Annotated in this window: 20 protein-coding genes; 17 read left to right on the top strand and 3 right to left on the bottom strand. The window is 64.2% G+C overall.

Going from position 1 to position 25,795, the window contains the following annotated elements:
- Positions 1-104 precede the first annotated feature (104 nt).
- Positions 105-713, top strand: coding sequence for a TetR/AcrR family transcriptional regulator (locus tag ABIE20_RS18295; protein WP_123568117.1), 609 nt, complete (start codon positions 105-107; stop codon positions 711-713).
- A 97-nt stretch (positions 714-810) separates the two neighbouring features.
- Here ABIE20_RS18295 and ABIE20_RS18290 read toward each other — a convergent pair whose 3' ends face one another.
- Entirely contained in the window at positions 811-1,251 is a 441-nt protein-coding gene (locus ABIE20_RS18290) for a GlcG/HbpS family heme-binding protein (RefSeq protein WP_010225106.1), read from the bottom strand.
- Between the two features lie 256 nt (positions 1,252-1,507).
- Between ABIE20_RS18290 and gcl the strand changes: the two genes are divergently transcribed.
- From gcl to ABIE20_RS18230, 12 genes are all read left to right on the top strand, one after another.
- Positions 1,508-3,283 carry a glyoxylate carboligase gene (gcl, locus tag ABIE20_RS18285; RefSeq protein ID WP_045200404.1) on the top strand — a complete coding sequence of 592 codons (1,776 nt, stop codon included), beginning with the start codon at positions 1,508-1,510 and terminating at the stop codon, positions 3,281-3,283.
- 57 nt (positions 3,284-3,340) lie between these two features.
- On the top strand, positions 3,341-4,123 hold the full coding sequence (hyi, locus tag ABIE20_RS18280; RefSeq protein WP_045200402.1) for a hydroxypyruvate isomerase: 783 nt from the start codon (positions 3,341-3,343) through the stop codon (positions 4,121-4,123).
- A gap of 32 nt (positions 4,124-4,155) precedes the next feature.
- Positions 4,156-5,049 (top strand): 2-hydroxy-3-oxopropionate reductase, encoded by an 894-nt coding sequence (locus ABIE20_RS18275; protein ID WP_045200397.1) that lies wholly within the window; start codon positions 4,156-4,158, stop codon positions 5,047-5,049.
- A 172-nt stretch (positions 5,050-5,221) separates the two neighbouring features.
- A complete protein-coding gene (locus tag ABIE20_RS18270; RefSeq protein WP_429506381.1) occupies positions 5,222-6,490 on the top strand; it encodes a glycerate kinase type-2 family protein in 1,269 nt (422 codons plus the stop codon).
- A 1-nt stretch (position 6,491) separates the two neighbouring features.
- Positions 6,492-7,907 (top strand): pyruvate kinase, encoded by a 1,416-nt coding sequence (gene pyk / locus ABIE20_RS18265; RefSeq protein ID WP_429506379.1) that lies wholly within the window; start codon positions 6,492-6,494, stop codon positions 7,905-7,907.
- 144 nt (positions 7,908-8,051) lie between these two features.
- Positions 8,052-8,936, top strand: a complete 885-nt coding sequence (locus ABIE20_RS18260; RefSeq protein ID WP_429506377.1) for an urea transporter — start codon at positions 8,052-8,054, stop codon at positions 8,934-8,936.
- Between the two features lie 44 nt (positions 8,937-8,980).
- On the top strand, positions 8,981-9,805 hold the full coding sequence (locus ABIE20_RS18255; RefSeq protein ID WP_429506375.1) for an ion transporter: 825 nt from the start codon (positions 8,981-8,983) through the stop codon (positions 9,803-9,805).
- 93 nt (positions 9,806-9,898) lie between these two features.
- On the top strand, positions 9,899-10,900 hold the full coding sequence (locus ABIE20_RS18250; protein ID WP_429506374.1) for a sulfate ABC transporter substrate-binding protein: 1,002 nt from the start codon (positions 9,899-9,901) through the stop codon (positions 10,898-10,900).
- A gap of 138 nt (positions 10,901-11,038) precedes the next feature.
- A complete protein-coding gene (locus tag ABIE20_RS18245) occupies positions 11,039-13,066 on the top strand; it encodes a mechanosensitive ion channel family protein (RefSeq protein WP_429506373.1) in 2,028 nt (675 codons plus the stop codon).
- Positions 13,067-13,107: 41 nt separating this feature from the next.
- Positions 13,108-13,494: a DUF2946 domain-containing protein gene (locus ABIE20_RS18240; RefSeq protein ID WP_429506371.1), complete on the top strand. Its 387-nt coding sequence runs from the start codon at positions 13,108-13,110 to the stop codon at positions 13,492-13,494.
- A gap of 101 nt (positions 13,495-13,595) precedes the next feature.
- Positions 13,596-15,764, top strand: coding sequence for a TonB-dependent receptor (locus ABIE20_RS18235; RefSeq protein WP_429506370.1), 2,169 nt, complete (start codon positions 13,596-13,598; stop codon positions 15,762-15,764).
- A gap of 10 nt (positions 15,765-15,774) precedes the next feature.
- The gene (locus ABIE20_RS18230) at positions 15,775-17,259 is read left to right on the top strand and encodes a PepSY domain-containing protein (protein ID WP_429506368.1); all 1,485 of its coding nucleotides are present in this window, start codon (positions 15,775-15,777) and stop codon (positions 17,257-17,259) included.
- Here ABIE20_RS18230 and ABIE20_RS18225 read toward each other — a convergent pair.
- A complete protein-coding gene (locus tag ABIE20_RS18225) occupies positions 17,243-18,172 on the bottom strand; it encodes a class I SAM-dependent methyltransferase (protein ID WP_429506366.1) in 930 nt (309 codons plus the stop codon). The genes ABIE20_RS18230 and ABIE20_RS18225 overlap by 17 nt on opposite strands.
- Positions 18,173-18,342: 170 nt before the next feature.
- On the opposite strand from ABIE20_RS18225, the gene ABIE20_RS18220 reads away from it, so the two are divergent.
- From ABIE20_RS18220 to ABIE20_RS18205, 4 genes are all read left to right on the top strand, one after another.
- Positions 18,343-18,999, top strand: a complete 657-nt coding sequence (locus tag ABIE20_RS18220) for a DsbA family oxidoreductase (protein ID WP_115088024.1) — start codon at positions 18,343-18,345, stop codon at positions 18,997-18,999.
- Positions 18,996-20,111 (top strand): efflux RND transporter periplasmic adaptor subunit, encoded by a 1,116-nt coding sequence (locus ABIE20_RS18215; RefSeq protein WP_134063549.1) that lies wholly within the window; start codon positions 18,996-18,998, stop codon positions 20,109-20,111. The genes ABIE20_RS18220 and ABIE20_RS18215 overlap by 4 nt, the downstream gene beginning before the upstream one ends.
- Positions 20,112-20,156: 45 nt before the next feature.
- A complete protein-coding gene (locus ABIE20_RS18210; protein ID WP_429506365.1) occupies positions 20,157-23,237 on the top strand; it encodes a MexW/MexI family multidrug efflux RND transporter permease subunit in 3,081 nt (1,026 codons plus the stop codon).
- Positions 23,238-23,344: 107 nt separating this feature from the next.
- Entirely contained in the window at positions 23,345-24,718 is a 1,374-nt protein-coding gene (locus ABIE20_RS18205; protein WP_429506364.1) for a TolC family outer membrane protein, read from the top strand.
- Positions 24,719-24,735: 17 nt separating this feature from the next.
- On the opposite strand, the gene ABIE20_RS18200 is transcribed toward ABIE20_RS18205, so the two are convergent.
- Complete coding sequence (locus tag ABIE20_RS18200; RefSeq protein WP_429506362.1) at positions 24,736-25,650, bottom strand: LysR family transcriptional regulator; 915 nt, start codon at positions 25,648-25,650, stop codon at positions 24,736-24,738.
- Positions 25,651-25,795: the final 145 nt, after the last annotated feature.

The raw sequence follows: 25,795 nt of genomic DNA, 5'->3' as shown, positions 1-25,795 counted from the left end.
CAAAGTCGCCACCTTGAGCCGCTTGCGAACGCGGTGCTACCATGCGCAACCGCCCTCCCAGGCCCGGTGCCGCCAGCGGCCAGACACGAGGAACAGCGTCAACCATGAGCAGCATTCGCGAGCGCAACAAAGAACTGATCCTGCGCGCGGCCAGTGAAGAGTTTGCCGACAAGGGCTTCGCTGCCACCAAGACCAGCGATATCGCGGCCAAGGCCGGCCTGCCCAAGCCCAACGTCTACTACTACTTCAAGTCCAAGGAAAACCTCTACCGCGAGGTCCTGGAAAGCATCATCGAGCCGATCATGCAGGCGTCGACGCCGTTCAATGCCGACGGCGATCCCAAAGAAGTGCTGAGCGCCTACATCCGCTCCAAGGTGCGCATCTCCCGCGACCTGCCGTTCGCCTCCAAGGTGTTCGCCAGCGAGATCATGCACGGCGCGCCGCACCTGAGCCCGAACCAGGTCGAGCAGCTCAACGACCAGGCCCGGCACAACATCGAGTGCATCCAGGCCTGGATCGACCGCGGCCAGATCGCCCCGCTCGACCCGCACCACCTGATGTTCAGCATCTGGGCCGCGACCCAGACCTACGCCGACTTCGACTGGCAGATCTCGGTGGTCACCGGCAAGGCCAAGCTTGATGACAGCGATTATGAAGCGGCGGCGCAGACCATTATTCGTCTGGTGCTCAAGGGCTGTGAGCCGGACGCTTAGTACGCGCTGTCAGCATCGCCGGCAATGTCGGCTCCCACACTAACCCCAGTGGGAGCTGGCCTTGCCAGCGATGGGCTGCAAAGCAGCCCCAGAGGTCTTAAGCCGCTACCCCCGCATCCGCCGTCAACCCCGCCTCTTCGATCGCGCTGATTGCGCACTGCTCGTCGATATCCGACGTATCGCCACTGATACCGATCGCCCCCAGCACCACGCCCTGCTGATTACGAATCAGCACCCCGCCCGGCGCCGGCACCACCGGGCTTTGACCCAGACCATTGAGCGCGGCGAAGAACGCCGGGCGCTGTTGCGCGTCCAGCGCCAGCAGGCGTGAGCCCTTGCCCAGGGCAATTGCGCCCCAGGCTTTGCCCATCGCCACTTGCGGACGCAACAGACTGGCGCCGTCTTCACGCTGCAGGGCCAGCAGGTGCCCGCCGTTATCCAGCACCGCGACGGTCAACGGCGCGGAGGAGATCTTGCGCCCGGCCACCAGCGCAGCGTTTACCAGGCTGACAGCGACTTTCAAGGTCAAAGCGTTCATGGAAAGGTCCTCTTGTTGTTAGAAGCCCGAGGGCAGGTGTAAAAATCAATAGAACAAATAGAACACAATGGCGAATATTTTTGTATACAATAATTTCGACGCGATGAACCAATTCTGACGAAATGCCATTTTTAAAGGCTTCCCGACGAAAGCGCCGATCGCCGATGAAAATGGATTGACCAGAGTCGCCTGGCGTGAATACACTCTGACGAAAAGCCATTTGTATACAATTACAAAATCAAAGAGGCACAAAACCATGAGCAAAATGAGAGCAATTGATGCAGCCGTTCTGGTGATGCGCCGCGAAGGTGTGGAAACCGCGTTTGGCATTCCGGGTGCAGCCATCAACCCCCTGTACTCGGCCCTGAAGAAAGTCGGCGGTATCGATCACGTCCTCGCTCGTCACGTTGAAGGCGCCTCGCACATGGCCGAGGGTTACACCCGCACCAAGGCCGGCAACATCGGCGTGTGCATCGGCACATCCGGCCCTGCCGGCACCGACATGGTCACCGGCCTGTACAGTGCCTCGGCCGACTCCATCCCGATCCTGTGCATCACCGGCCAAGCGCCGCGTGCCCGCATGCACAAGGAAGATTTCCAGGCCGTCGACATCACCAGCATCGTCAAGCCGGTGACCAAGTGGGCGACCACTGTTCTGGAACCCGGCCAGGTGCCGTATGCGTTCCAGAAAGCCTTCTATGAAATGCGCTCCGGCCGCCCAGGCCCGGTGCTGATCGACCTGCCGTTCGACGTGCAGATGGCCGAGATCGAATTCGATATCGACGCCTACCAGCCGCTGCCGGTGCAAAAGCCTGCGGCCAACCGTGTCCAGGTCGAAAAAGCCCTGGCCATGCTCGACACCGCCGAGCGTCCATTGCTGGTCGCCGGTGGCGGCATCATCAATGCCGATGCCTGCGACAAGCTGGTGGAATTCGCCGAGCTGACCGGTATACCGGTGATCCCGACCCTGATGGGCTGGGGCATCATCCCTGACGATCACCCGCTGATGGTGGGCATGGTCGGCCTGCAGACCTCGCACCGCTACGGCAACGCCACTATGCTCAAGTCCGACGTGGTACTGGGTATCGGCAACCGTTGGGCCAACCGTCACACCGGCTCCGTTGACGTCTACACCGAAGGCCGTCGCTTCATCCACGTCGATATCGAACCGACCCAGATCGGCCGCGTCTTCACCCCGGACCTGGGTATCGTTTCCGACGCCGGCGCCGCCCTCGACGTGTTCCTCGAAGTGGCCCGCGAGTGGAAAGCCGCCGGCAAGCTCAAGGACCGCAGCGCCTGGCTCGAAGACTGCCAGCAGCGCAAATCGAGCCTGCAACGCAAGACCCACTTCGACAACGTGCCGGTCAAGCCACAGCGCGTTTACCAGGAAATGAACCAGGTATTCGGCAAGGACACCTGCTACGTCAGCACCATCGGCCTGTCGCAGATCGCCGGCGCGCAGTTCCTCCACGTCTACAAGCCGCGCCACTGGATCAACTGCGGTCAGGCCGGCCCGCTGGGCTGGACCATCCCTGCCGCACTCGGTGTGGTCAAGGCCGACCCGACTCGCAAGGTCGTGGCACTGTCGGGCGACTATGACTTCCAGTTCATGATCGAAGAGCTGGCAGTGGGCGCGCAGTTCAACCTGCCCTACGTCCACGTGCTGGTGAACAACTCCTACCTGGGCCTGATCCGCCAGGCCCAGCGTGGCTTCGAGATGGATTACTGTGTGCAGCTGGCGTTCGAGAACGTCAACGCGCCAGAACTCAACGGTTATGGCGTCGATCACGTCGCCGTGGTCGAAGGCCTGGGCTGCAAGGCCCTGCGCGTGACCGAGCCTGGCGAGATCGCCCCGGCCCTGCTCAAGGCGCAAAAGCTGGCTGAAGAGTTCCGGGTACCGGTGGTGGTCGAGGTTATCCTCGAGCGCGTGACCAACATTTCCATGGGCACCGAAATCAACGCGGTCAACGAATTCGAAGACCTGGCGCTGGTCGGCAACGACGCGCCAACCGCGATTTCCCTGCTCGACTGATCGCTGCGAAGGCCCTGCTGCCGGGTGCACAGGGCCCCTTTTTGCAAGGAGACAACCATGCCACGTTTCGCCGCCAACCTGTCCATGCTGTTCACCGAGCAGGACTTCCTCGCCCGTTTCAAGGCTGCTGCCGACGCCGGCTTCAGCGGTGTCGAGTACCTGTTCCCGTACGATTTCAGCTCGGCTGAAATCAAGCAGCAGCTCGATGCCCACGGCCTGACCCAGGTGCTGTTCAACCTGCCGGCCGGCGACTGGGCCAAGGGTGACCGCGGCATCGCCTGCGACCCAGCCCGTGTCGAAGAGTTCCGCGCCGGTGTCGATCTGGCCATCGCCTACGCCCAGGTGCTGGGCAACACCCAGGTCAACTGCCTGGCCGGCATCCGCCCACAAGGCCCGGACTGCGCCACGGTGCGCAAGACCTTCGTCGACAACCTCAAGTTTGCCGCCGACAAGCTGCAGGCCGCCGGGATCAAGCTGGTCATGGAAATGATCAATACCCGCGACATCCCGGGCTTCTACCTGAACACCACCAAACAGGCGCTGGAGATCCAGGCCGAGGTGGCGAGCAGCAACCTGTACCTGCAATACGACATCTACCACATGCAGATCATGGAGGGCGATCTTGCCCGTACCGTGGAGAGCAACCTGGCCAAGATCAACCACATCCAGCTGGCCGACAACCCCGGCCGCAACGAGCCGGGCACTGGCGAGATCAACTATCGCTTCCTCTTCGAACACCTGGACCGCATCGGCTACCAGGGCTGGGTGGGCTGTGAATACAAGCCGCTGACCACCACCGAAGCGGGCCTTGGCTGGCTGAAGACCCATAACGCGATCTGACCTGCATCCAACAATTACAAGAGGCATTTCTCATGGCTAAAATCGGATTCATCGGCACCGGCATCATGGGCCGCCCAATGGCGCAGAACCTGCAAAAAGCCGGTCACAGCCTGTTCCTCTCGACTCACCACGATGCTGCCCCTGCCGACCTGGTCGCCGCCGGCGCCGTGGCCCTGGCCAACCCGAAAGAAGTGGCCCAGGAAGCTGAATTCATCATCGTCATGGTCCCCGATACCCCGCAGGTTGAAGCGGTGCTGTTCGGCGACAACGGCGTGGCCCAGGGCGTCGGCCCGAACAAGGTCGTGATCGACATGAGCTCGATCTCGCCAACCGCCACCAAAGCCTTCGCCGAGAAGATCAAGGCCACCGGCGCCACCTACCTCGACGCGCCGGTGTCCGGTGGTGAAGTCGGTGCCAAGGCCGCGACCCTGAGCATCATGGTCGGCGGCTGCCCGAACGCCTTCGAACGCGCCCTGCCGCTGTTCCAGGTCATGGGCAAGAACATCACCCGCGTCGGCGGCAGCGGCGACGGCCAGACCGCCAAGGTCGCCAACCAGATCATCGTCGCCCTGAACATCCAGGCGGTGGCCGAAGCGCTGCTGTTCGCCGCCAAGAACGGCGCCGATCCAGCCAAGGTACGTGAAGCACTGATGGGCGGCTTCGCTTCGTCGAAAATCCTCGAAGTGCACGGCGAGCGCATGATCAAGGGCACCTTCGACCCAGGCTTCCGTATCAGCCTGCACCAGAAGGACCTGAACCTGGCCCTGCAAGGCGCCAAAGAACTGAACATCAACCTGCCCAACACCGCCAATGCCCAGCAAGTGTTCAGCACCTGCGCGGCCATCGGTGGCGCCAACTGGGACCACTCGGCGCTGATCAAGGGCCTTGAGCACATGGCCAACTTCTCGATCCGCGGTGAAGAGTAAGAGGCCAGCTGCAAGCCTCAAGCTGCAAGTAAAAGCAGGCCGCGCATCGATCCGCTTTCTCTTGCGGCTTGAAGCTTGAAGCTTGCCGCTTTCAGCGCCCCTGGGTCGGCCTGCACGGAGGCAGAACCAGGGGCGTTTTCGATTTTGAAAAACAATAAGATTGGAGCCTGCCATGTCGGTCGATCCGCAACACTTTCTGCGCGAGCTGTTCGCCACGGCCATCGATGCCGCGCATCCCCGCCAGGTCCTTGAAGCCCACCTGCCCAGCGACCGCAGCGGTCGCGTCATCGTCATCGGCGCCGGCAAGGCTGCCGCGGCCATGGCTGAAGTTGTCGAGCGCGCCTGGAAGGGCCCGGTTTCCGGCCTGGTGGTTACCCGCTACGGCCATGGCGCCAGCTGTTCGAAAATCGAAGTGGTCGAAGCCGCCCACCCGGTTCCGGATGCCGCCGGCCTGGCCGTGGCCAAGCGGGTGCTGGACATGGTCAGCAACCTCACGGCTGACGACCGGGTGATTTTCCTGCTCTCAGGCGGTGGTTCGGCGCTGCTGGCGCTGCCTGCCGAAGGCCTGACCCTGGCCGACAAGCAACAGATCAACAAGGCCCTGCTCAAATCCGGCGCGACCATCGGCGAGATGAACTGCGTGCGCAAGCACCTCTCGGCGATCAAGGGCGGGCGCCTGGCCAAGGCCTGCTGGCCGGCCACCGTTTACACCTATGCGATTTCCGATGTACCCGGGGATCTGGCCACGGTCATCGCCTCCGGCCCCACCGTGGCCGACCCGAGCACTTCGGCCGAGGCCCTGGCGATCCTCAAGCGCTACAACATCGAAGCGCCCGCGGCGGTTACCGCCTGGCTCAACAACCCGGCTTCCGAGACCGTCAAGGCCGATGACCCGGCCCTGGCCCGCAGCCACTTCCAGTTGATCGCCCGGCCCCAGCAATCGCTTGAAGCAGCTGCGGTCAAAGCCCGTCAGGCCGGTTTCAGCCCGCTGATTCTTGGCGACCTGGAAGGCGAGTCACGCGAGGTGGCCAAGGTCCATGCCGGCATCGCCCGGCAGATCGTCCAGCACGGCCAGCCGCTGTCGCCGCCCTGCGTGATCCTCTCCGGTGGCGAGACCACCGTGACCGTGCGCGGCAATGGCCGTGGCGGGCGCAATGCCGAATTCCTGCTGAGCCTGACCGAAAGCCTCAAGGGCCTGCGCGGGGTCTATGCCCTGGCCGGTGACACCGACGGCATCGACGGCTCCGAAGACAACGCCGGCGCGCTGATGACCCCGGACAGCTACACCCGCGCTGCGGCCCTGGGCCTGTCGGCCAGTGACGAGCTGGACAACAACAACGGCTATGGCTACTTCGCCGCGCTCGATGACTTGATCGTTACCGAGCCGACGCGAACCAACGTCAACGATTTTCGCGCCATCCTGATCCTCGAGAGTGCCTGACATGACGCCCGATAAAAAAGTCAAAATCCTTGCCACCCTCGGTCCTGCGATCAAGGGCATCGATGACATCCGCCAGCTGGTCGAGGCCGGGGTGAACATCTTTCGCCTGAACTTCAGCCACGGCGAGCACGAAGACCACGCCCTGCGCTACCAGTGGATCCGCGAAGTAGAAAGCCAGCTCAACTACCCGCTGGGCATCCTCATGGACCTGCAGGGACCTAAACTGCGCGTCGGCCGTTTTGCCGACGGCAAGGTCCAGCTGCAACGCGGCCAGGCCCTGCGCCTGGACCTGGACTGCACCCCGGGTACGCTTGAGCGGGTCAACCTGCCGCACCCGGAAATCATCGCCGCGCTGGAACCGGGCATGGACCTGCTGCTCGATGACGGCAAGCTGCGCCTGCGGGTGACCGCCAAGCACAGCGACGCAATCGAGACCGAAGTGCTCAACGGCGGCGAGTTGTCCGACCGCAAGGGCGTCAACGTGCCGCAAGCGGTGCTCGACCTCAGCCCGCTGACCGCCAAGGACCGCCGCGACCTGAGCTTCGGCCTGGAGCTGGGCGTGGACTGGGTGGCGCTGTCGTTCGTGCAGCGCCCGCAAGACATCGTCGAAGCGCGCCAGCTGATCGGTGACCGCGCCTACCTGATGGCCAAGATCGAAAAACCCTCGGCGGTCACCCAACTGCGCGCCATTGCCGAGCTCAGCGACGCGATCATGGTCGCCCGTGGCGACCTGGGCGTGGAAGTGCCGGCCGAAAGCGTGCCGCAGATCCAGAAGAGCATCATCAACACCTGCCGCGAACTGGGTAAACCGGTGGTGGTCGCCACGCAGATGCTCGAATCGATGCGCTTCTCCCCGGCCCCGACCCGTGCCGAGGTCACCGACGTCGCCAACGCCGTGGCCGAAGGCGCCGATGCGGTGATGCTCTCGGCCGAGACCGCTTCGGGTGACTACCCGCTGGAAGCGGTGCAGATGATGAGCAAGATCATCCGCCAGGTCGAGAACGGCCCGGACTACCAGGCCCAGCTCGACGTTGGCCGGCCGAAAGCCGAGGCCACCGTGTCGGATGCCATCAGCTGCGCGATCCGCCGCATCAGCGGCATCTTGCCGGTGGCGGTGCTGGTCAACTACAGCGAATCGGGGGCTTCGACCCTGCGCGCTGCGCGCGAGCGGCCACGGGCGCCGATCCTCAACCTGACGCCGAACCTGTCCACCGCCCGGCGCCTGAGCGTGGCCTGGGGTGTGCACTCGGTGGTCAACGATCGCCTGCGCCAGGTTGACGAAATCTGCTCCACCGCCCTGGAAATCGCCCAGGCCCAAGGCATGGCCAGCCGCGGCGACACGCTGTTGATCACTGCCGGTGTGCCTTTTGGCAAACCGGGGTCGACTAACACGCTGCGGATCGAGACCTTGATCTGAGGTAGACCGCATCGCGGGTCAAGCCCGCTCCCACAGGTGTTTGTGTGGGAGTGGGCTTGACCCGCGATGAATGCAACACAAACCCCCGGTGGGACAACCCGGCCCAAAGAGGCTCCCCACTCCACATCAACCCAGACTGCCCTCATGTACACCAAGAATTTCGTCAACCCGTGCCCCGACTGGGCCACGGCCTTGCTCAACGGCTTCAGCCAGGTGCTGCTGCAGCGCAATCCGCTGTGTGGCCTGTGCTGCCTGCTGGCTATCACCCTGACCGCGCCCGACCTGGTCGGCGGCGCGCTGCTCGGGGCCCTCGCCGGGCTGCTGACCGCCCAGCGCCGTGGCTACAACCGCACTGACCGCCAGGCCGGCCTGTACAGCTACAACGGTGTGCTCATCGGCCTGCTGATCAGCTATGCCCTGCCTTGGTCGGCGATCCTGCCACCCCTGATCATCGCCGCCGCCGGCCTGAGCAGCATGCTCGTGCACCAGTGGCTCAAGCGCGGCCCCAAGCAACTGCTGCCCGCCTACACCGCGCCGTTCGTATTGCTTGGCTGGATGGCGCTGGCCATCGCTGAACCCGCCAGCGCCGCCGGCACCAGTGTCGAGGCCAACCCGCTGTTCGCCCTGGCCCGCGGCCTTGGGCAGATCTTCTTGCTCGACCAGCCACTGGCCGGCGTGCTGATCGCCATTGGCCTGCTGATCTCCAATCGCTACGCCGCCGTCTGGGCCCTGCTCGGCTCGGCCATCGGTGGCAGCGTGGCGCTGATCGGGGGCGAGGCCACGGCGGCCTACAACGGCCTGTTCGGCTTCAACGCCGCCCTCGCCGCCCTGGCCTTCAGCCAGGAACGCCAGCGGCCCTGGCTGCCGCTGCTGGCCATTGTCCTGGCGATTGCCCTGCAACCGGCGGTGAGCCTGCTGCCGGTCGCCGGCCTGACCGCACCGTTCGTTCTCGCCTGCTGGCTGCTGCACGCCGGTGGCCGCCTGCTGCGTTTGCCGGCATCCCACAGCCGGCGTCGCTTGCACAGCTGAGGTGCAGCCCCTAGGCTCTGCCCATCTGCCTTTGGAACGAGCCTATGGACACCCCTTCGAGCTGGCGCGAGCGGCTCTACGTCATCGTCTTTCAATCCGACACCACGGCCGGCCGGCGCTTCGACAAGATCCTCCTGCTGATCATTCTTGCCAGCCTGGTGACAGTGATCCTCGACAGTATCGACGAGGTGCACCAAGGCTATGCCGGGCTACTGGCGGCCATCGAATGGGGCTTTACCGCGATCTTCCTGGTCGAGTACCTGATCCGCCTGTACTGCTCGCCCAAGCCATTGCGCTACGCCTTCAGTTTCTATGGCCTGGTCGACCTGCTGGCGATCGTCCCGGGGATCATCGCCCTGTACTACAGCGATGCCCAGTACCTGCTGATCATCCGCGTCGTGCGCATGCTGCGGATCTTTCGCGTGCTCAAGCTCAGCCCCTACCTCAAGCAGGCGCACTACCTGCTCGCGGCGCTGCGCGGCAGCAAGCAGAAGATCATCGTGTTCCTGCTCAGCGTCTCGACCCTGGTCACCGTGTTCGGCACCCTGATGTACGTGGTCGAAGGCCCCGAGCATGGCTTTACCAGCATCCCCAAGGGCATCTACTGGGCCATCGTCACCCTGACCACGGTCGGCTTTGGCGACATCGTGCCCAAGACCCCGCTGGGCCAGGTGCTGTCGTCGATGGTGATGATCACCGGTTACTCGATCATTGCCGTGCCCACCGGGATTTTCACCGCGGAACTGGCCAACGCCATGCGCGGTGAACAACTGCAGCACGACTGCCCGGTGTGCCGGAAAAACAGCCATGAGCACGGCGCGGCGTTTTGCTCGCGTTGTGGCAACGCGCTTTTCAAAAAAACGGAATAAGCAAAGCACTTTTTAATCTTTTAGCGCCTAAAGCCCAACCGCTATAGTCGCTGGCATAATGCCTTTAACGCCAACTCGAACAAGGAATGCGCAGTGAAAAAACTCTTCAGTGCCTCGCTTCTGGCCGCAGGCCTGGCCTTCGGCTCCGTTGCCCAGGCCGCTCCGGCGCCGCTGCTGAACGTCTCGTACGACGTGATGCGCGACTTCTACAAGGATTACAACGCCGCGTTCCAGAAGCACTGGGAAGCCGAGCACAAAGAGAAGATCACCGTGCAGATGTCCTTCGGTGGCTCCAGCAAACAGGCCCGTTCGGTGATCGATGGCCTGCCGGCTGACGTCATCACCATGAACATGGCCACCGACATCAACGCCCTGGCCGACAACGGCAAGCTGGTGCCGGACAACTGGGTCACGCGCCTGCCGAACAACAGCGCGCCGTTCACTTCGGCGACCGTGTTCATCGTTCGCAAGGGCAACCCCAAGGCCCTCAAAGACTGGCCCGACTTGCTCAAGGACGGCGTCCAGGTCATCGTGCCAAACCCGAAAACCTCCGGTAACGGCCGTTACACCTACCTTTCGGCCTGGGGCTATGTGCTGAAGAACGGCGGTGACGAGAACAAGGCCAAGGACTTTGTCGGCAAGCTGTTCAAGCAGGCGCCGGTGCTCGATACCGGTGGCCGCGCCGCCACCACCACCTTCATGACCAACCAGATCGGCGACGTGCTGGTGACCTTCGAGAACGAAGCCGAGATGATCGCCCGCGAGTTCGGTCGTGATCAGTTCGAAGTCATCTACCCAAGCGTCTCCGCCGAAGCCGAGCCGCCGGTGAGCGTGGTCGACAAAGTAGTCGACAAGAAAGGCAGCCGTGCCACTGCCGAGGAATATCTGAAGTACCTGTGGTCGCCAGAGGCCCAGGAAATCGCCGCCAACAACTACCTGCGCCCGCGTGATGCAGCGGTGCTGGCCAAGTACACCGACCGCTTCCCGAAAGTCGACTTCCTGTCGGTCGAGAAGACCTTTGGTGACTGGCGCACCGTGCAGAAAACCCACTTCAACGATGGCGGGGTTTTCGACCAGATCTACACCGGGCAGTAATGGCCTCATCACGGGTCAAGTCGAGGTGACGCCTCGATTTGACCCGCGATTGCTTCACCTCCTATCGAACTTACCCTCCCATCTGCTGATCAGTTCATTGACTACCCTTTCCGTCATCCACGGCTCAAGGAGTGCCCAGTGACCCGATCTTTACTCACCTTGCTGTTCAGTTGCCTGTTGAGCAGCCAGCTGTTCGCCGCCGAACCTTCGCCCGCCGCACCAACACCTGAACCTGAGCCGGTGGTCCAGGGCGGCCTGCTCGGCGCCATTGCCGATGGCCTTGACGATGTCAGCTCGGAACTGAATGTCGACAGCCACCTGTTCGACAGCTGGCGCCTGCGCGCCGACCGCGCCGCCAATGAAGTCGATCAACTGGTCAACCGCCACGCCGGTCGCGATGGCCTCGACCTGCTCGGCGATTTCGCCCTGCTGAGCATCACCTGGCTGGTCGCCTTCGCCGTGCTCACCAACCTCGGCCGCCTGCTGGCCCATCGCAGCAACAACAGCCGTCCGCTGCACCAACGCCCGCGCCTGCAGAAACTGCTCGGCTACCTGCTGCCCTATACCCTGCCGGCCCTGGCCAGCCTGCCGACCACGCTGTACGTCAGCCATTACCTGGCGCCCTCGGTCGGCCGTGCCCTCGGGCTGAGCCTGGCCTATGCCACCAGCAGCGGTATCTTCTCGACCTCGATCATCCTCTGCCTGATCACCCTGTTCGACACCGGCCACAAACGCGCGGCGGTGCACATCATTCGTCAGCTGGCACCACGGCCACTGTTCATGATCGGCTTTTTAGCGGCCTGGAGCGATGCCCTGACCAGCCCGCAGATCGCCCGGCAACTGGGCGGCAACATCACCAGCAGCGTGGCGGTAATCACCGGCCTGCTGGCGACCTTGTCGTTCGCCATCCTGGTGATCCGCCTGCGCCGCCCGGTGGCGCACCTGATCCGCAACCGTTCGCTCAAGGACCGCTTGCAGCACCGCGCCGTGCAGGAGACCCTGCGAATCTTTTCCTGGCTCTGGTACCTGCCGATCCTGATGATGATCCTGGTCTCGGCCATCACCCTGATCGGCGCCGGCGAAGAGAGCCAGAAGGCCCTGCAAAACGCCCTGCTGACCACCATTTTGCTGATCGGCACGCTATTCCTCAGCACCACCCTGCAGCACCTGTTCAAGACCCACGACATCGAGCCCGGGCAACGCCTGCGCCCGTACAAGGAGCTGCTGCGCAACCTTGCCCACGCGCTGCTGCGCATCGCCATGGCGGTGACCTTCATCGAGCTGCTGGGGCGCATCTGGGGCTTTTCGGTGCTCGACTTTGCCCTGCGCAACAGCCTGGGCCGGGCGATCAGTGATTCGCTGAGCAGTATCGGCCTGATCCTGCTGGTCACCTGGCTGCTGTGGGTGGTGATCGACACGGCAATCCAGGAAGCCCTCAAACCCACGGTCGGCCGGCGTTCGTCGCGCCAGCCGAGCACCCGGGTGCGGACCATCCTGCCGATGCTACGCAATGCCATCAAGATCATCCTGGTGGTGATCTGCACCATCACCACCATGGCCAACCTGGGCATCAACGTCGCGCCGTTACTGGCCGGCGCCGGGGTGGTCGGCCTGGCGATCGGGTTCGGCTCCCAGCAACTGGTACAGGACGTGATCACCGGGCTGTTCATTCTCATCGAAGACACCATCGCCATCGGCGACTGGGTGGTGCTCGACTCCGGGCATGCCGGCACGGTCGAAAGCCTGACCATCCGCACCTTGCGCCTGCGTGATGGCAAGGGCTTCGTCCACTCGGTACCGTTCGGCCAGATCAAGGCGGTCACCAACCAGTCGCGGCAGTTCGCCTATGCGTTCTTCTCGGTGCAGTTCAGCTACGAGACCGACGTCGACAGCGCCCTCAAGCTGATCCGCGAAGTCGGCCAGTCGATCAGCGAAGACCCGCTGCTGCGCCATAGCTTGCAGGGGCCGCTGCAAGTGTTCGGGGTCGACAGCATGAACCTCAACGGCATCACTTTGACCGCGCAGTTTCGCACCAGCTCCGGCGGGCAATATGCGGTCAACCGCGCCTTCAACGAACGGCTGAAAAAGCGCGTCGACCAGACCGACGACGTGAGCTTTGCGCAATACAATCCGCCGCCGCAAAAAGTCGCTGAAGAACCGGCCTGACTGCTTTAACGCCAGCGGGCATCGGTGCTAAAGTCGCGGCCATGAACCGCGCCCCCGCCGACCGCCCGCTGATTGCCTGGACCTTGTACTTCTGTGTCCTGTTCAATCTGTTCGCCTGCGGTATCGGTCACGGGCAGATGATGGGCCTGCAACTCAACGGTATCGGCGGCGCCTATTGCTCGGCCATGGGCAGCGCCGGGCCGACGCTGAAAAGCGATTTCGGCGATCAGTCTGTTGCCGGTTGGGACAGCATGCAAACCTGCCCGGTGTGCGCTGCCGCCGTGGTCTACCTTGGCCTGGTACTGGTCATCGGCTGGCTGCTGGCAGTTACCCGGGTACGTCGCTATCACCGTGAACTGCGCAGCAAGGCGCCGCCGCGATATTGCTGGCCGGCCGCCAACCCCCGCGCCTCTCCGCTTCTGGCTTGAACCTCCTGGCAGCCGCTTGGGCTGCCCGAAACCGGCCGCTTTTTGCTGTGCCTGCCTGACAGGTGCAGGCGGCCGCTGGCTCAATTTCCAGAGTGTGATTCATGCCCTACTCCTATCGCCTTTACGGTTGCGCGGCGCTGCTGTGCGCGCTGTCCTTCCACGCTGTGGCCGAGGCGCCGCTGACCCTGCCTGACCTGCGCATCAACAGCCGCGCCGATGCCGAAGACGGCGTGCTGCTCGACACCCCCTCGCAAACCGCTTCGCGCCTTGGCCTCACCCCGCGGGAAACCCCGGCTTCGGTGAGCATCGTCAACCGCCAGCAGATCGAGCAGCGCGGCGCCCAGACCACCCAGGACGCGCTTAACGGCGTGCCCGGCATGACCGCCGCCTCACCACCGGGCTCGGCAGGCTCGGTGGCTTACCGGGGGTTTTCCGGGGGGCAGATCACCCAGCTGTTCAACGGCATCAGCGTGCAGTACGACTCGGTTGCCGCGCGCCCGGTCGACAGCTGGATCTATGACCGCGTCGAAGCCGTCGGCGGGCCGTCGAGCTTCCTGTTCGGTGCTGGCGCCGTCGGCGGCTCGATCAACTACATCACCAAGCTGGCCAGCCGCGACGAGAACTTCAACGAAGGCCGAATCAAGTACGGCTCCTACGACAGCAGCGAGACCTCGTTCGGTTTCAACCATGCGCTCAACGACGGCGACGGCATCCGCAACTACGCACGCCTGGACTTCAGCCACAGCAAGAGCAACGGCTATGTCGATCGCGAAGAGCGCGATGCCTGGACCGTGGCGTTCTCGCTGCTCACCGACATCAACGACCAGCTCTCCCACACCCTGGCTGTGGAGTACCAGAACGAAACGGTAGACAGCCCCTACTGGGGCAGCCCGGTGCTCAACCCGCTGGGCGGCGAAATGAAGGTCGACGAGAGCCGCCGCTTCGAAAACTACAACGTCGAGGACGGCCGCTACGAGCAGCGCGTGCGCTGGTTGCGCTCGATCACCGAGTACCGCTTCAACGACAACACCTCGCTGCGCAACACCCTCTACCACTACAACACCGAGCGTGATTTTCGTAACCTCGAAACCTATGCCTACAACGCCGACAACAGCCGGGTCAACCGCTCCAACGCGCTGTTGCAACGCCATGACCAGGAGCTCAACGGCAACCGCTTCGAATTGCTGCACGAGGGCCAGTTGTTCGGCCTGAACAGCCAGTGGTCGGCGGGCCTGGACTACAGCCATAACGTGCAGATGACCTACCCGCGCTCGATCACCGGCATTTTCGACAACGTCGATCCGGCCAGCTTCGAACCTGGGCATTTCTATGACCTGAACGGCATGGTCCCGGGCTTTCAGAAGAACCGCGAAAACACCGTCGACACCTGGGCGACGTTCGTCGAGAACCGCCTGCAACTGACCGAGCGCCTGTCGCTGCTCACCGGTTTGCGCTATGACCATATCGACCTCGATGTGCACAACTACCGCACGGTCGATGCCAACAACCCGCTGGACTTCCAGCGCAGCTACGAGCCTACCACCGGGCGCATCGGCCTGGTCTACGAGTTGACCCCGGCGGCCAACGTTTACGTGCAGTACAGCACCGCCGCCGACCCGCCCTCGGGCATGCTCAGCACTGCCAGTTTTGCCACGGTACGCGACTTCGACCTGAGCACCGGCAAGCAGCTGGAAGTGGGCAGCAAGTTCAGCTTTCTCGATGGCCGCGGCGCCGCCACCATTGCCGCCTACCAGATCGAACGCAAGAACCTCGCCACCGCCGATGCCGCCAACCCCAGCGTCACCCAGCCGGTGGGCAAGCAGACCTCGCGCGGGGTCGAGCTGGCCGCCTCGCTGCACGTCACGCCCAAGCTGTTGGCCGAGGGCAACTTCGCCTACGTCGACGCCCAGTATGACGAGTTCAACGAGAACGTTGGTGGCCGCTCGATCTCGCGCAAGGGCAATACCCCGACCAGCATCCCCGAGCGGGTCGCCAACCTGTGGCTGACCTACGACATCGACCCGAGCTGGCAGATCGGTGCCGACAGCCGCTATGTGTCTTCGGTGTATGCCGACGCGGCCAACACCCGCTATGCGCCGGCGTACACGATCTTCGGTGCCTTCGTCGGCTTCAAGGTCGATGACGACACGCGCATCACGGCCCGGGTGCGCAACCTGACCGACGAGGTATACGCCCGCTGGACCTCCTCAAGCATGCTCTACCTCGGTGCCCCGCGCACCCTGGAACTGGCCGTGCAGACGCGCTTCTAGGACGCCGCCGATGAAACGTTACCTGTACCTGTGGCACCGTTGGCTGGGCATTGGCTTATGCCTGTTCATGGCCCTGTGGTTCTTCTCAGGGATGGTCATGCTGTATGTCGGCTACCCCAAGCTGACCCCGCGCGAGCACTTCGCTCACCTGCCGCAGTTACGCTTGCAGGATGGCTGCGTCGACCTCGGCACTGCCCTGCGCAGTGCCGACGCCGAGCGTACCCCGGCAAGCATCCGCCTGAGCACGGTAGCCGGCGCGCCGCGCTATCTGTTCAGCTACCCGGGCCGGGCCAGCGTGGCGGTGGATGCCCGCACGGCCCTGCGCCTGCAGGCGATCGATCGCGAACAGGCCCTGGCCAGTGCGCATCAATACGATCCGCAGGCAACAGCCCGTTATGCCGGCGCGGTGACCGAAGACCTGTGGAGCCACTCGCGCGCCCTCGACGCCGAGCGACCGTTGCAGCGGGTGCAGCTCGACGATGGCGAACGCACCTTGCTGTACATCTCCGGCCATACTGGCGAAGTGGTGCGCGATGCCAGCGCTCTGGAGCGCGGCTGGAACCTGGTCGGCGCCTGGCTGCACTGGCTGTATCCGTTACGCGGCATCGGCGTCGACGGCCTGTGGAGCAACCTGGTGATCTACCTGTCGCTGGCCGGCACGCTGATGGCGCTGCTCGGCGCAGTGGTCGGGATTCTGCGCTGGCGCTTGCGCAAGCCTTACCGCAGTGGCTCGCGCTCGCCCTACCGGGGCATTGCCCGCTGGCACCATATCGGCGGCTTGCTGTTTGGCGTGCTGGCGATCACCTGGATCTTCAGTGGCTTGATGTCGATGAACCCATGGCGGCTGTTCAGCAGCTCAGTGCCGCTGAACGTTGCGGCCTATCAAGGCGGGCCGTTGACCGCGGCGGCTTTTCCGCTGTCGGCCTCCGAGGCGCTGGCACGGTTCGACCAGCACGGCTTCAGGGCCCGTGAGCTGGAATGGCGCTTGATTGCGGGTGCGGGGTACCTGGTCGGTCATGATGGCGCCGGGCGCACGCGGGTGCTCTCTATGGCCGACGGCCAGGTGCTCGAACGCCTGCCGCGGGAGGTGCTGGAGCACGCCGCGCAAGCGATCCTGCCCCAGGGCCAGATGCACAGCGAGCAGCTTGAAGCCTACGACTTCTACTACTACGCCCGGGCCGAGCAAAGCATGCTCGGCCACCTGGAAAAGCGCTTGCCGGTGTTACGCGTGCGCTTTGCAGACACGCAACAGACCTGGCTGCACCTGGACCTGTACACCGGCGAGGTACTGGGTGTACTGGACCAGCCGCGGCGCGTGTCGCGCTGGTTGTTCTCGTTGCTGCACAGCTGGGACTGGCTACCGCTGTTGCAACGGCGGCCATTGTGGGATGCCTGGATGATCGCCTTCAGCCTGGGCGGGCTGGTGCTGAGTGTCAGTGGTGTGGTGCTGGGCTGGCGGCGCTTAGGCAAGCCCGCTCCTACACAAGTTCCCTGAACACCAGCGCCTTCAAGCCACCCGCCGGATCGTTGTCGGGAAATTCCGGCGGGTTGGCCAGACGTTCGACGAAGGCCAGCCCCGGCGCTTCTGCGGCCATGCCTTCGATGAGAAAGTCCGGGCCGATGGCCGGGTCGTTGACGCAGGCCAGCACCGTGCCGCCGGCGCTCAACAACTCCGGCAGGCGCCGCAGGATCTTGCGGTAGTCCTGGGTCAGGACAAAGCTGCCCTTCTGGAAGCTTGGCGGGTCGATGATGATCAAGTCATAGGGCCCGGACTTGCGCACCTTGCCCCACGACTTGAACAGCTCATGGCCAAGAAAACTCACCTTGCCCAGGTCATGGCCGTTGAGCCGATGGTTATCGCGCCCGCGGCTCAATGCCGAGCGCGCCATGTCCAGGTTGACCACCTGCTCGGCGCCACCGGCAATCGCCGCCAGCGAGAACCCGCAGGTATAGGCGAACAGGTTGAGCACGCGCTTGCCCGCCGCCTGCTCGCGCACCCAGCGCCGGCCATAACGCATGTCGAGGAACAGACCGGTGTTCTGCTTGAGGCCCAGGTCCAGCTGGTAGCGCAAGCCGTCTTCATCGATCAGCCAGTGCTCGCTGGGGGTGCCCAGCAGCCACTGCCCGGGGCTGTCCGGCAGGTAGCGGTGCTGGATAAGAATGGCCTGGCCGCGCCAGCTTGGCGCCTGGGCAAGCGTCAGGAGCATCTGCTCCAGGGCCGGCAACTGGCCCTCGGGCGGCTGGCGAAACAGCGACACCAGCAGCACGCCCTGCAGCCAGTCCACGGTGATCTGCTCAAGCCCCGGCCAGCAGCGCCCGCGCCCGTGAAACAGGCGCCGGGTTTCGCCCGGCGCCGGGTCAAGGGCGGCGAGCAGGTGCTGCTGGAGGGTATCGATCACGGAAGTCATGGGCACAATCAGTTGGCTAAAGGCGCCCATTCTACCTTGCCCGGCCCGTGCTGGCAGGCCGTTCGGCCATCGATGAAGGGGATGGGAGGATTAGCTGCACTTTTGTCGCTTTTTTCTCCCCCAGCCGCTGTGGATAGTGCCTCCATCCCCTCTGCTATCGGGTCACTACCATGTCCTCCTTGAAAGTCGAATTTTTCCACGATGTCGTCTGCGGCTGGTGCTTCGTCCTCGCCCCGCGGCTCAAGCAGCTGCAAGCCGAGCTCGACCTGGATATCCAGCACCGCAGTTTCATTCTGCAAACCAGCCGTGAGGCGATGATCGAGCGCTTCGGCTCAATGCCCCAGGCCAAGGACACCATCCTCGGCCACTGGCAAGCCTGCGCCCGCGCCGAGGATGAAAAACGCATCAACATCGAAGGCATGCGCCAGCAACCGTTCGAATACCCCAACGGCCTGCTCGCCGCCCGCGCCTGCCAGACCGCCAATGCGCTGGGGGGCAATGCCGCTCACGAGCAGATGTTCGATCGCCTGCAACTGGCGCACCTGGTGCAAAGCCGCAACATCGGCGACAAGGCCACGGTACTGGCGATTGCCGCCGAAGCCGGCTTTGACCCGCAGGCCTTCGAGCACGCCTTCGAGCATGACGCTCCGGCCCTGCTCGAACAGGACCTGCGCCTGGGCCGCCACCTGGGCATCAGCTCGGTGCCGTCGCTGGTGATTGCCGATCGGTACCTGATCCCCGGCGCCCTGGGGCTTGAGCAACTGCGCCAGTCACTGAACAACATTCGTCAGGAACTGGCGGCCAAGCCAGAAGGAGCGGTGCAATGAAAGCGCGCTACTGGGTAGGTTCAGGCAGCGCCGTCGCGGCATTGGCGGCAGCCTTCATGGTCTGGTCGCCAAACGGCGTCAGCGACACCAGCGCACCGGCACCGAGCGCGGCGCCAGCTACCCCGGTGGCCGTGGCCAATGTGCAGTCGGGGCCGATGCCGGTGGTGCTGTCCAGCGTCGGCACCCTGGCCGCGGTGCAACAGGTACAGGTATCGCCGGAAGTCGGCGGACGCATCGTCGAACTCAATTTCACCGCCGGCAAGGCGGTCAGCGCCAACCAGGTGCTGCTCAAGCTCAACGACGGCCCGGAACAAGGCGACCTGGCCAAGCTCCAGGCCCAGGCCAAGAACGCCAAGCTGGCCCTGGAGCGCACGCGCAAGGTGTTGCTGCTGGCCTCGACCCAGTCGCAACTGGACCAGGCCCAGGCCAACTACGATCAAGTCCGTGGCGAGATCGCCCGGGTCCAGGCGGTGATCAACCAGAAGACCATCCGCGCGCCGTTCGCCGGCGTGCTGGGGATCCGCAAGGTCGACCTGGGCCAGTACATCAGCCCCGGCGACAGCGTGGTGACCCTGACCCAGCTGTCGCGCCTGTACGTGAACTTCTCGCTGCCGGAACAGGCCGCCGCCCAGTTGCAACCCGGGCAGCTGATCAACCTCAAGGTCGACGCCTGGCCACAGCGTCCGTTCCAGGCCACGGTCACCACCCTGGAGCCGCAGATCGACCCCGGCGCCCGTTCGATGCAGGTCCAGGCGACCCTGGACAACCCCGAACTGCTGCTCAAGCCGGGCATGTTCGCCAACGTCAGCGTCGAGCTGCCGAGCCTGGCCGATGTGCTCAGCGTTCCGGAAACCGCGATCAGCTACAACGCCTACGGCAACTCGCTGTTCGTCCTGCGCGAGAACAACGGCCAGCTGAATGTCGAGCAGGTTTTCGTCAAGCTCGGCGCGCGGCGCAATGACCGGGTGGTGGTACTGGATGCGATCAATGCCAACGACCGGGTGGTGGTCTCCGGGCAGATCCGCCTGAGCAACGGCATGCCAGTGCGCCTGACCCAGGATGCCATGGCCGCCAGCGACCTGAAGAAACCCGACGTGGCGCAGCAACTGTAACGCCGACCTGCGCCTTGCGTGCCTTTGAAAGGGACTTGTTCCGCTATGAAATTCACTGACCTGTTCATCCGTCGGCCAGTGCTGACGCTGGTCGTCTGTTCGATGATCGTCATGCTCGGCCTGCTGGCCTTGCTGAACCTGCCGATCCGCCAGTACCCGCAGCTGGAAAGCGCGACCATCACCGTCACCACCGAATACCCGGGGGCCCGCTCCTCCTTGATGCAGGGCTTCGTCACCCAGCCCATCGCCCAGGCGGTCGCCTCGGTGGACGGCGTCGACTACCTGAGTTCGACCTCGACCCAGGGCAAGAGCGTGATCAGCATCCGCCTCAAGCTCAATGCCGATTCGAACAAGGCGCTCACCGAGATCATGGCCGCGGTCAACCAGGTGAAGTACCGCCTGCCCGAAGGCGCCTATGACTCGGTGATTGCCAAGTCCTCGGGTGAAGGCACGGCGGTGATCTATGTCGGCTTCTCGAGCAAGGAGATCGGCCTGCCGGCCATCACCGACTACATCTCGCGGGTGGTGCAACCGCTGTTCGCCTCGGTGGACGGCGTCGCCGAAGCGCAGATCCTCGGCGGGCAGAAACTGGCCATGCGCCTGTGGCTGGACCCGGCGCGCATGGCGGCGCGCAACATCTCTGCCAGCGATGTCGCCGAAGCGATCCGCAACAACAACTTCCAGGCCGCCCCGGGCCAGACCAAGGGCCAGTACGTCTCGGCCAACATCAACGTCAACACCGACCTGACCAGCGTCGAGCAGTTCCGCCAGATGGTGGTCAAGACCCAGGGCGACACCCTGATCCGCCTCAGCGATATCGGCACCGCCGAGCTGGGCGCCACGTCCTTTGACACCAGCGGCATCATGGACGGTGAACCGAGCGTGTTCATCGGCCTGCACCCGACCCCTACCGGCAACCCGCTGACCATCGTCCAGGGGGTCAAGGACCTGATGCCGCAAGTTCGCGAAAACATGCCGCCGGGCATGACCGCGAACATCGTCTTCGAGGTGGCGCGCTTCATCCAGGCATCGATCGACGAAGTGCTCAAGACCCTGGTCGAAGCGGTGATCATCGTCGCCGTGGTGATCTTCCTGTTCCTCGGTTCGCTGCGCACCGTGCTGATCCCGCTGGTGACCATTCCGCTGTCGCTGATCGGTGCGGCGGCGATCATGAGCCTGTTCGGTTTCAGCATCAACCTGCTGACCCTGCTGGCCATGGTCCTGGCCATCGGCCTGGTGGTCGACGATGCGATCGTGGTGGTGGAGAACGTCCACCGCCATATCGAGTCGGGCAAGTCGCCGCTGCATGCGGCGCTGGTCGGCGCCCGGGAAATCGCCGGGCCGGTGATTGCCATGACCCTGACCCTGGCGGCGGTGTATGCACCGATCGGCCTGATGGGCGGGCTGACCGGGGCGCTGTTCAAGGAGTTCGCCTTTACCCTGGCCGGAGCGGTGGTGGTGTCCGGGGTGGTGGCCCTGACGCTGTCGCCGGTAATGAGCTCGTTCCTGCTCAGCCGCCAGGTCAACGAAGGGCCGATGGCCCGCGCCGCCGAACGCTTCTTCCACAGCCTGGGCAATGGCTACCGGCGCCTGCTGGACATCTCCCTGCACCATCGCAGCGTGACCCTGGTGGTGGCGGCGGCGGTGTTCATCAGCCTGCCGGTGCTGTACCTCGGTGCCCAGCGCGAACTGGCGCCGGTCGAAGACCAGGCCCAGGTGCTGGCCGTGGCCAAGGCGCCGCAATACGCCAACATCGATTACACCGAAGTCTATGCCATGAAGATGGACCGCCTGTTCGCCAGCTTTCCGGAAACCGACATCACCTGGGTGGTCAATGGCAACGATGGCCCGCGCACCGCTTTCGGCGGCGCCAACCTCAGCGTCTGGGAAGAGCGTGAACGCAGCGCCGACGAACTTCAAGGCGAGATCCAGAAGGCGGTCGGTGAAATCGAGGGTGTCAGCATCTTCGCCTTCCAGCTGCCGTCGCTGCCAGGCTCCACCGGTGGCCTGCCGGTGCAGATGGTGATCCAGAGCTCCCAGGAACACCGGGTGGTATTCGAGGCGATGGAGAAGATCAAGCAGGCCGCCATGGCCAGCGGCCTGTTTGCCGTGGTCGACAGCGACCTGGACTTCAACAGCCCCTTGGTCAACATCACCATCGACCGCAACAAGGCCAACGACCTGGGCATCAGCATGCAGGCCATCGGCGATGCCCTGGCGGTGCTGGTGGGCGAGAACTACATCAACCGCTTTGCCCTCAACGGCCGTTCCTACGACGTGATTCCGCAGGTGCTGCGCAACCAGCGCATGTCCGCCGAGATGCTGGTCGGGCAATACGTCAAGGCAGCCAACGGCGCACAGATCCCGCTGTCGACCCTGGTCAGTTTCGACATGTCGATCGAGGCCAACAAGCTGACCCAGTTCAACCAGCTCAACTCGGCCACCCTGCAGGCCGTGCCGGCGCCGGGGGTGAGCATCGGCGCTGCGGTGCAGTTCCTCAGCGCCCAGGCCGACAACCTGCCGGTGGGCTTCAGCCATGACTGGCTGTCCGACGCCCGCCAGTTCGTGCAGGAAGGCAGCGCCCTGGTGATCACCTTCATCTTCGCCATCCTGGTGATTTACCTGGTGCTGGCCGCGCAGTTCGAAAGCCTGCGCGATCCGCTGGTCATCCTCATCAGCGTGCCGATGTCGATCTGCGGCGCGCTGATCCCGCTGTACCTGGGCTACGCCACGGTGAACATCTACACGCAGATCGGCCTGGTGACCCTGATCGGCCTGATCAGCAAGCACGGCATCCTCATGGTCGAGTTCGCCAACGAACTGCAACAGGCCGAACAGCTCGACCGCCGCAGCGCCATCGAACGCGCCGCAGAGATCCGCCTGCGGCCGATCCTGATGACCACCGCGGCCATGGTCGTCGGCCTGGTGCCGTTGCTGCTGGCCAGTGGCGCCGGCGCCCACAGCCGCTTCAGCCTGGGCCTGGTGATCGTGGTCGGGATGCTCATCGGCACCCTGTTCACCCTGTTCATCCTGCCGACCGTGTACTCCTTGCTGGCCAAGGACCACCGCGCCGCCAACCAGTCGCCACGCCACCAGGAACTGGCCGACGTGAGCGCCCTGGCCTGACTTCAACCGGGCACGGCCTGCGCCCTGCCCGCCTGTTTCCCTCCGCCTTCCCCGGTGGCCCCCAAGGGCCGCTGCGGGACCGGCTTGGTAAAAAAAGAGAACCGCACATGTTTCGAAAGTCGATCCTGACCCTGCTGATCCTGGCGCCGCTGGCCCAGGCCGAAGAGGCCAACCGCAGCAGCCTGATGTCGGTGTACACCCAGGTGGTGGCACACAATAGTGAAATGGCCGCCGCCCGGGAGAACTACCTGGCGCGCCAGGAGGGCATGCCCCAGGCCCGCGCCGAATTGCTGCCACAGGTGGCCCTGGAAGCTGACGCCGGCAATCGCCGCAGCGACCGCCATGATGTCGAGGAACGCAGCGGCAGCCTCTATCGCCTGACCCTCAACCAGCCGCTGTTCGATGCCTCGCGCTGGTTCACCTTCAAAGCTGCGCAAGCCGAGAGCGAGCAGGCCGAGCTGGACTTCTCGGCATTCCAGCAGCAGTTGATCCTGCGCACCGCCGAGGCCTACTTCAACACCCTGCTGACCGAGGACAACCTGGCCGCGACCAAGGCCGAACTGCGCGCCTTCGAGCGCCAGTTGCGCCAGACCCGCCAGAGTTTCGATGCCGGCCTCTCCGACCAGAACGACGTGCTCTCGGCCCAGGCCAGTTTCGACCGCGCCAACGCCAACCTGATCGACAGCCAGCGCCGCAGCGATGATGCCTACCAGGCCCTGATGCGCCTGACCGGGCAGGCGCAGCCGCCGCTGATCGGCATCCGCCACAGCCTGCCGGTGGTGGCGCCGGTGCCGAACCAGGTCGAGCCCTGGGTTGACCAGGCGCTGAGCCAGAACCTGCGCCTGCGCGCCAGCCAGTCGCAATTGAAGGTTGCCGAACAGACCCTGCGCAGCAGCAAGGCCGAACACCTGCCGACCCTCAACCTGGCGCTGGGCTATGCCGAAGGCGACAGCGACCTGATGGACAACCCCAGTCACTTTGGCCAGCGTGCGGGCAACCAGCGCGACAGTTCGGTGATGGTGCAGTTCAAGCTGCCGATTTTCAGCGGTGGCGGCACCAGCTCGCGGGTGCGCCAGGCCAGCCATCGCCTGGACCAGAGCGAATACGACCAGACCAGCCTGCAGCGGGAAGTGGTGGAGCGTTCGCGCAACGCCTTTCGTGCGGTCAACAGTGATGTCGAGCAGGTACGGGCACGGCGCCAGACCATCATCTCCAGCCAGGGTTCGCTCAAGGCCACCGAAGCCGGATACGAGGTGGGCAACCGCAACATCGTCGATATCCTCGATGCCCAGCGGGATCTGTACAACGCCGTGCGCGACTACAACATCGCCCGCTACGGCTACATCCTCAATGGCCTGCGCCTCAAGCTTGAGGCCGGCAGCCTCAACCCTGGCGACCTGCAGAGCCTGGCCCAGTTCCTCAAGCCCGACTACGACCCGGACAAGGATTTCCTGCCCGCCGACCTGGCCCGCCAGGGCTGAACCAGGCCGGCGCCGGTTCAGCTGACCAGGCGCTGCGCGCTGTCCTTGTGCTGCTGGCACAGCTCACGAATGATCTGCGCCATCAGCCGCACCTCCGGGCTGTGCTTGAACTCTTCGGCATAGCCCATGTACATCGGCACTTCGCGCTCGCGCTGGTGCTGCAGCGGCACTCGGAGCAGGCTGCCGTCGGCCAGCTCGTCGGCGATCACGTGCTCTGGCAGCCAGGCAAAGCCCAGGCCGCGCTCGACGAAGGTCTTGGCCGCCGCCAGGCTGCTGACCGTCCAGCGCTGCGAGGTACCGAGCCAGCCGCTGTTCTGCGAACTGCGCGTACCTGAGTCGCGGATCACCACCTGGCGGTGAGTCTTCATGTCATCCAGGCTCAGCTCGCCCTCGACCGCCGCCAGCGGATGGTCGGCGGCCACCACGCAGATCAGCGAGACATTGAGCAGGAACTCCTGCAGGTAACCGGACGGCAGGCTGCTGGCGATACCCAATTCGACCTTGCCGTCTTCCAGCAGCTCGCGGGCTCCGGACAGGGCGGTTTCGTACAGGCGGATGCGGTGGTCCTTGAAGGTCGAGGAGAACTCATGCAAGCCCTGCTGGAGCAATTCGATGGGAAACAACACGTCAACCGCCATCGCATGCTCGGTAAACAGTCCCGGCTGATACTGGTTGGCCAGGTGCTCGAGCTTCTGCGCAGCCCCCAGCAGGTGCTTGGCCTGGGGCAACAGGGCCTTGCCCAGCGGCGTCAGCACCGCCTTGCGCCCCTCGATGATGAACAGCTCCTGGCCCAGCAGCATCTCCATGCGATTGACCGAATGGCTGATCGCCGACTGGGATTTGTACATGTGCTCGCCAGCCTGCTGAAAGCCGCCGCACTCCACGGTGGAGACGAACGCGCGCCACTGATCGAGACTGATCTTGGAAAACATGCCTACCTCCTTGTATGACCGGCATCGGGACGTCAACTACATCACCCCGGCGTTTGTACCACAGGCGCAGCGGATACATGAAGCGGGTGACCGGTTCAGCGCTACTTAATTCACTTTTCCCGGCCTTCGCCTTCATGCGACAACT

It is taken from the genome of Pseudomonas sp. 2835 (assembly GCF_050435905.1).
Lineage (GTDB): Bacteria > Pseudomonadota > Gammaproteobacteria > Pseudomonadales > Pseudomonadaceae > Aquipseudomonas.
Note: the sequence above shows the minus strand (reverse complement) of the source record. Positions and strands in the feature narration are given on the sequence as shown.

Coding starts and splice junctions, on each gene's coding strand:
- hyi (WP_045200402.1), top strand. CDS start 3,341: ATGCCACGTTTCGCCGCCAACCTGTCCATGCTGTTCACCGAGCAGGAC.
- ABIE20_RS18295 (WP_123568117.1), top strand. CDS start 105: ATGAGCAGCATTCGCGAGCGCAACAAAGAACTGATCCTGCGCGCGGCC.
- ABIE20_RS18210 (WP_429506365.1), top strand. CDS start 20,157: ATGAAATTCACTGACCTGTTCATCCGTCGGCCAGTGCTGACGCTGGTC.
- ABIE20_RS18225 (WP_429506366.1), bottom strand. CDS start 18,172: ATGACTTCCGTGATCGATACCCTCCAGCAGCACCTGCTCGCCGCCCTT.
- ABIE20_RS18215 (WP_134063549.1), top strand. CDS start 18,996: ATGAAAGCGCGCTACTGGGTAGGTTCAGGCAGCGCCGTCGCGGCATTG.
- ABIE20_RS18240 (WP_429506371.1), top strand. CDS start 13,108: ATGAACCGCGCCCCCGCCGACCGCCCGCTGATTGCCTGGACCTTGTAC.
- ABIE20_RS18230 (WP_429506368.1), top strand. CDS start 15,775: ATGAAACGTTACCTGTACCTGTGGCACCGTTGGCTGGGCATTGGCTTA.
- ABIE20_RS18290 (WP_010225106.1), bottom strand. CDS start 1,251: ATGAACGCTTTGACCTTGAAAGTCGCTGTCAGCCTGGTAAACGCTGCG.
- pyk (WP_429506379.1), top strand. CDS start 6,492: ATGACGCCCGATAAAAAAGTCAAAATCCTTGCCACCCTCGGTCCTGCG.
- ABIE20_RS18270 (WP_429506381.1), top strand. CDS start 5,222: ATGTCGGTCGATCCGCAACACTTTCTGCGCGAGCTGTTCGCCACGGCC.
- ABIE20_RS18200 (WP_429506362.1), bottom strand. CDS start 25,650: ATGTTTTCCAAGATCAGTCTCGATCAGTGGCGCGCGTTCGTCTCCACC.
- ABIE20_RS18220 (WP_115088024.1), top strand. CDS start 18,343: ATGTCCTCCTTGAAAGTCGAATTTTTCCACGATGTCGTCTGCGGCTGG.
- gcl (WP_045200404.1), top strand. CDS start 1,508: ATGAGCAAAATGAGAGCAATTGATGCAGCCGTTCTGGTGATGCGCCGC.
- ABIE20_RS18235 (WP_429506370.1), top strand. CDS start 13,596: ATGCCCTACTCCTATCGCCTTTACGGTTGCGCGGCGCTGCTGTGCGCG.
- ABIE20_RS18255 (WP_429506375.1), top strand. CDS start 8,981: ATGGACACCCCTTCGAGCTGGCGCGAGCGGCTCTACGTCATCGTCTTT.
- ABIE20_RS18205 (WP_429506364.1), top strand. CDS start 23,345: ATGTTTCGAAAGTCGATCCTGACCCTGCTGATCCTGGCGCCGCTGGCC.
- ABIE20_RS18275 (WP_045200397.1), top strand. CDS start 4,156: ATGGCTAAAATCGGATTCATCGGCACCGGCATCATGGGCCGCCCAATG.
- ABIE20_RS18260 (WP_429506377.1), top strand. CDS start 8,052: ATGTACACCAAGAATTTCGTCAACCCGTGCCCCGACTGGGCCACGGCC.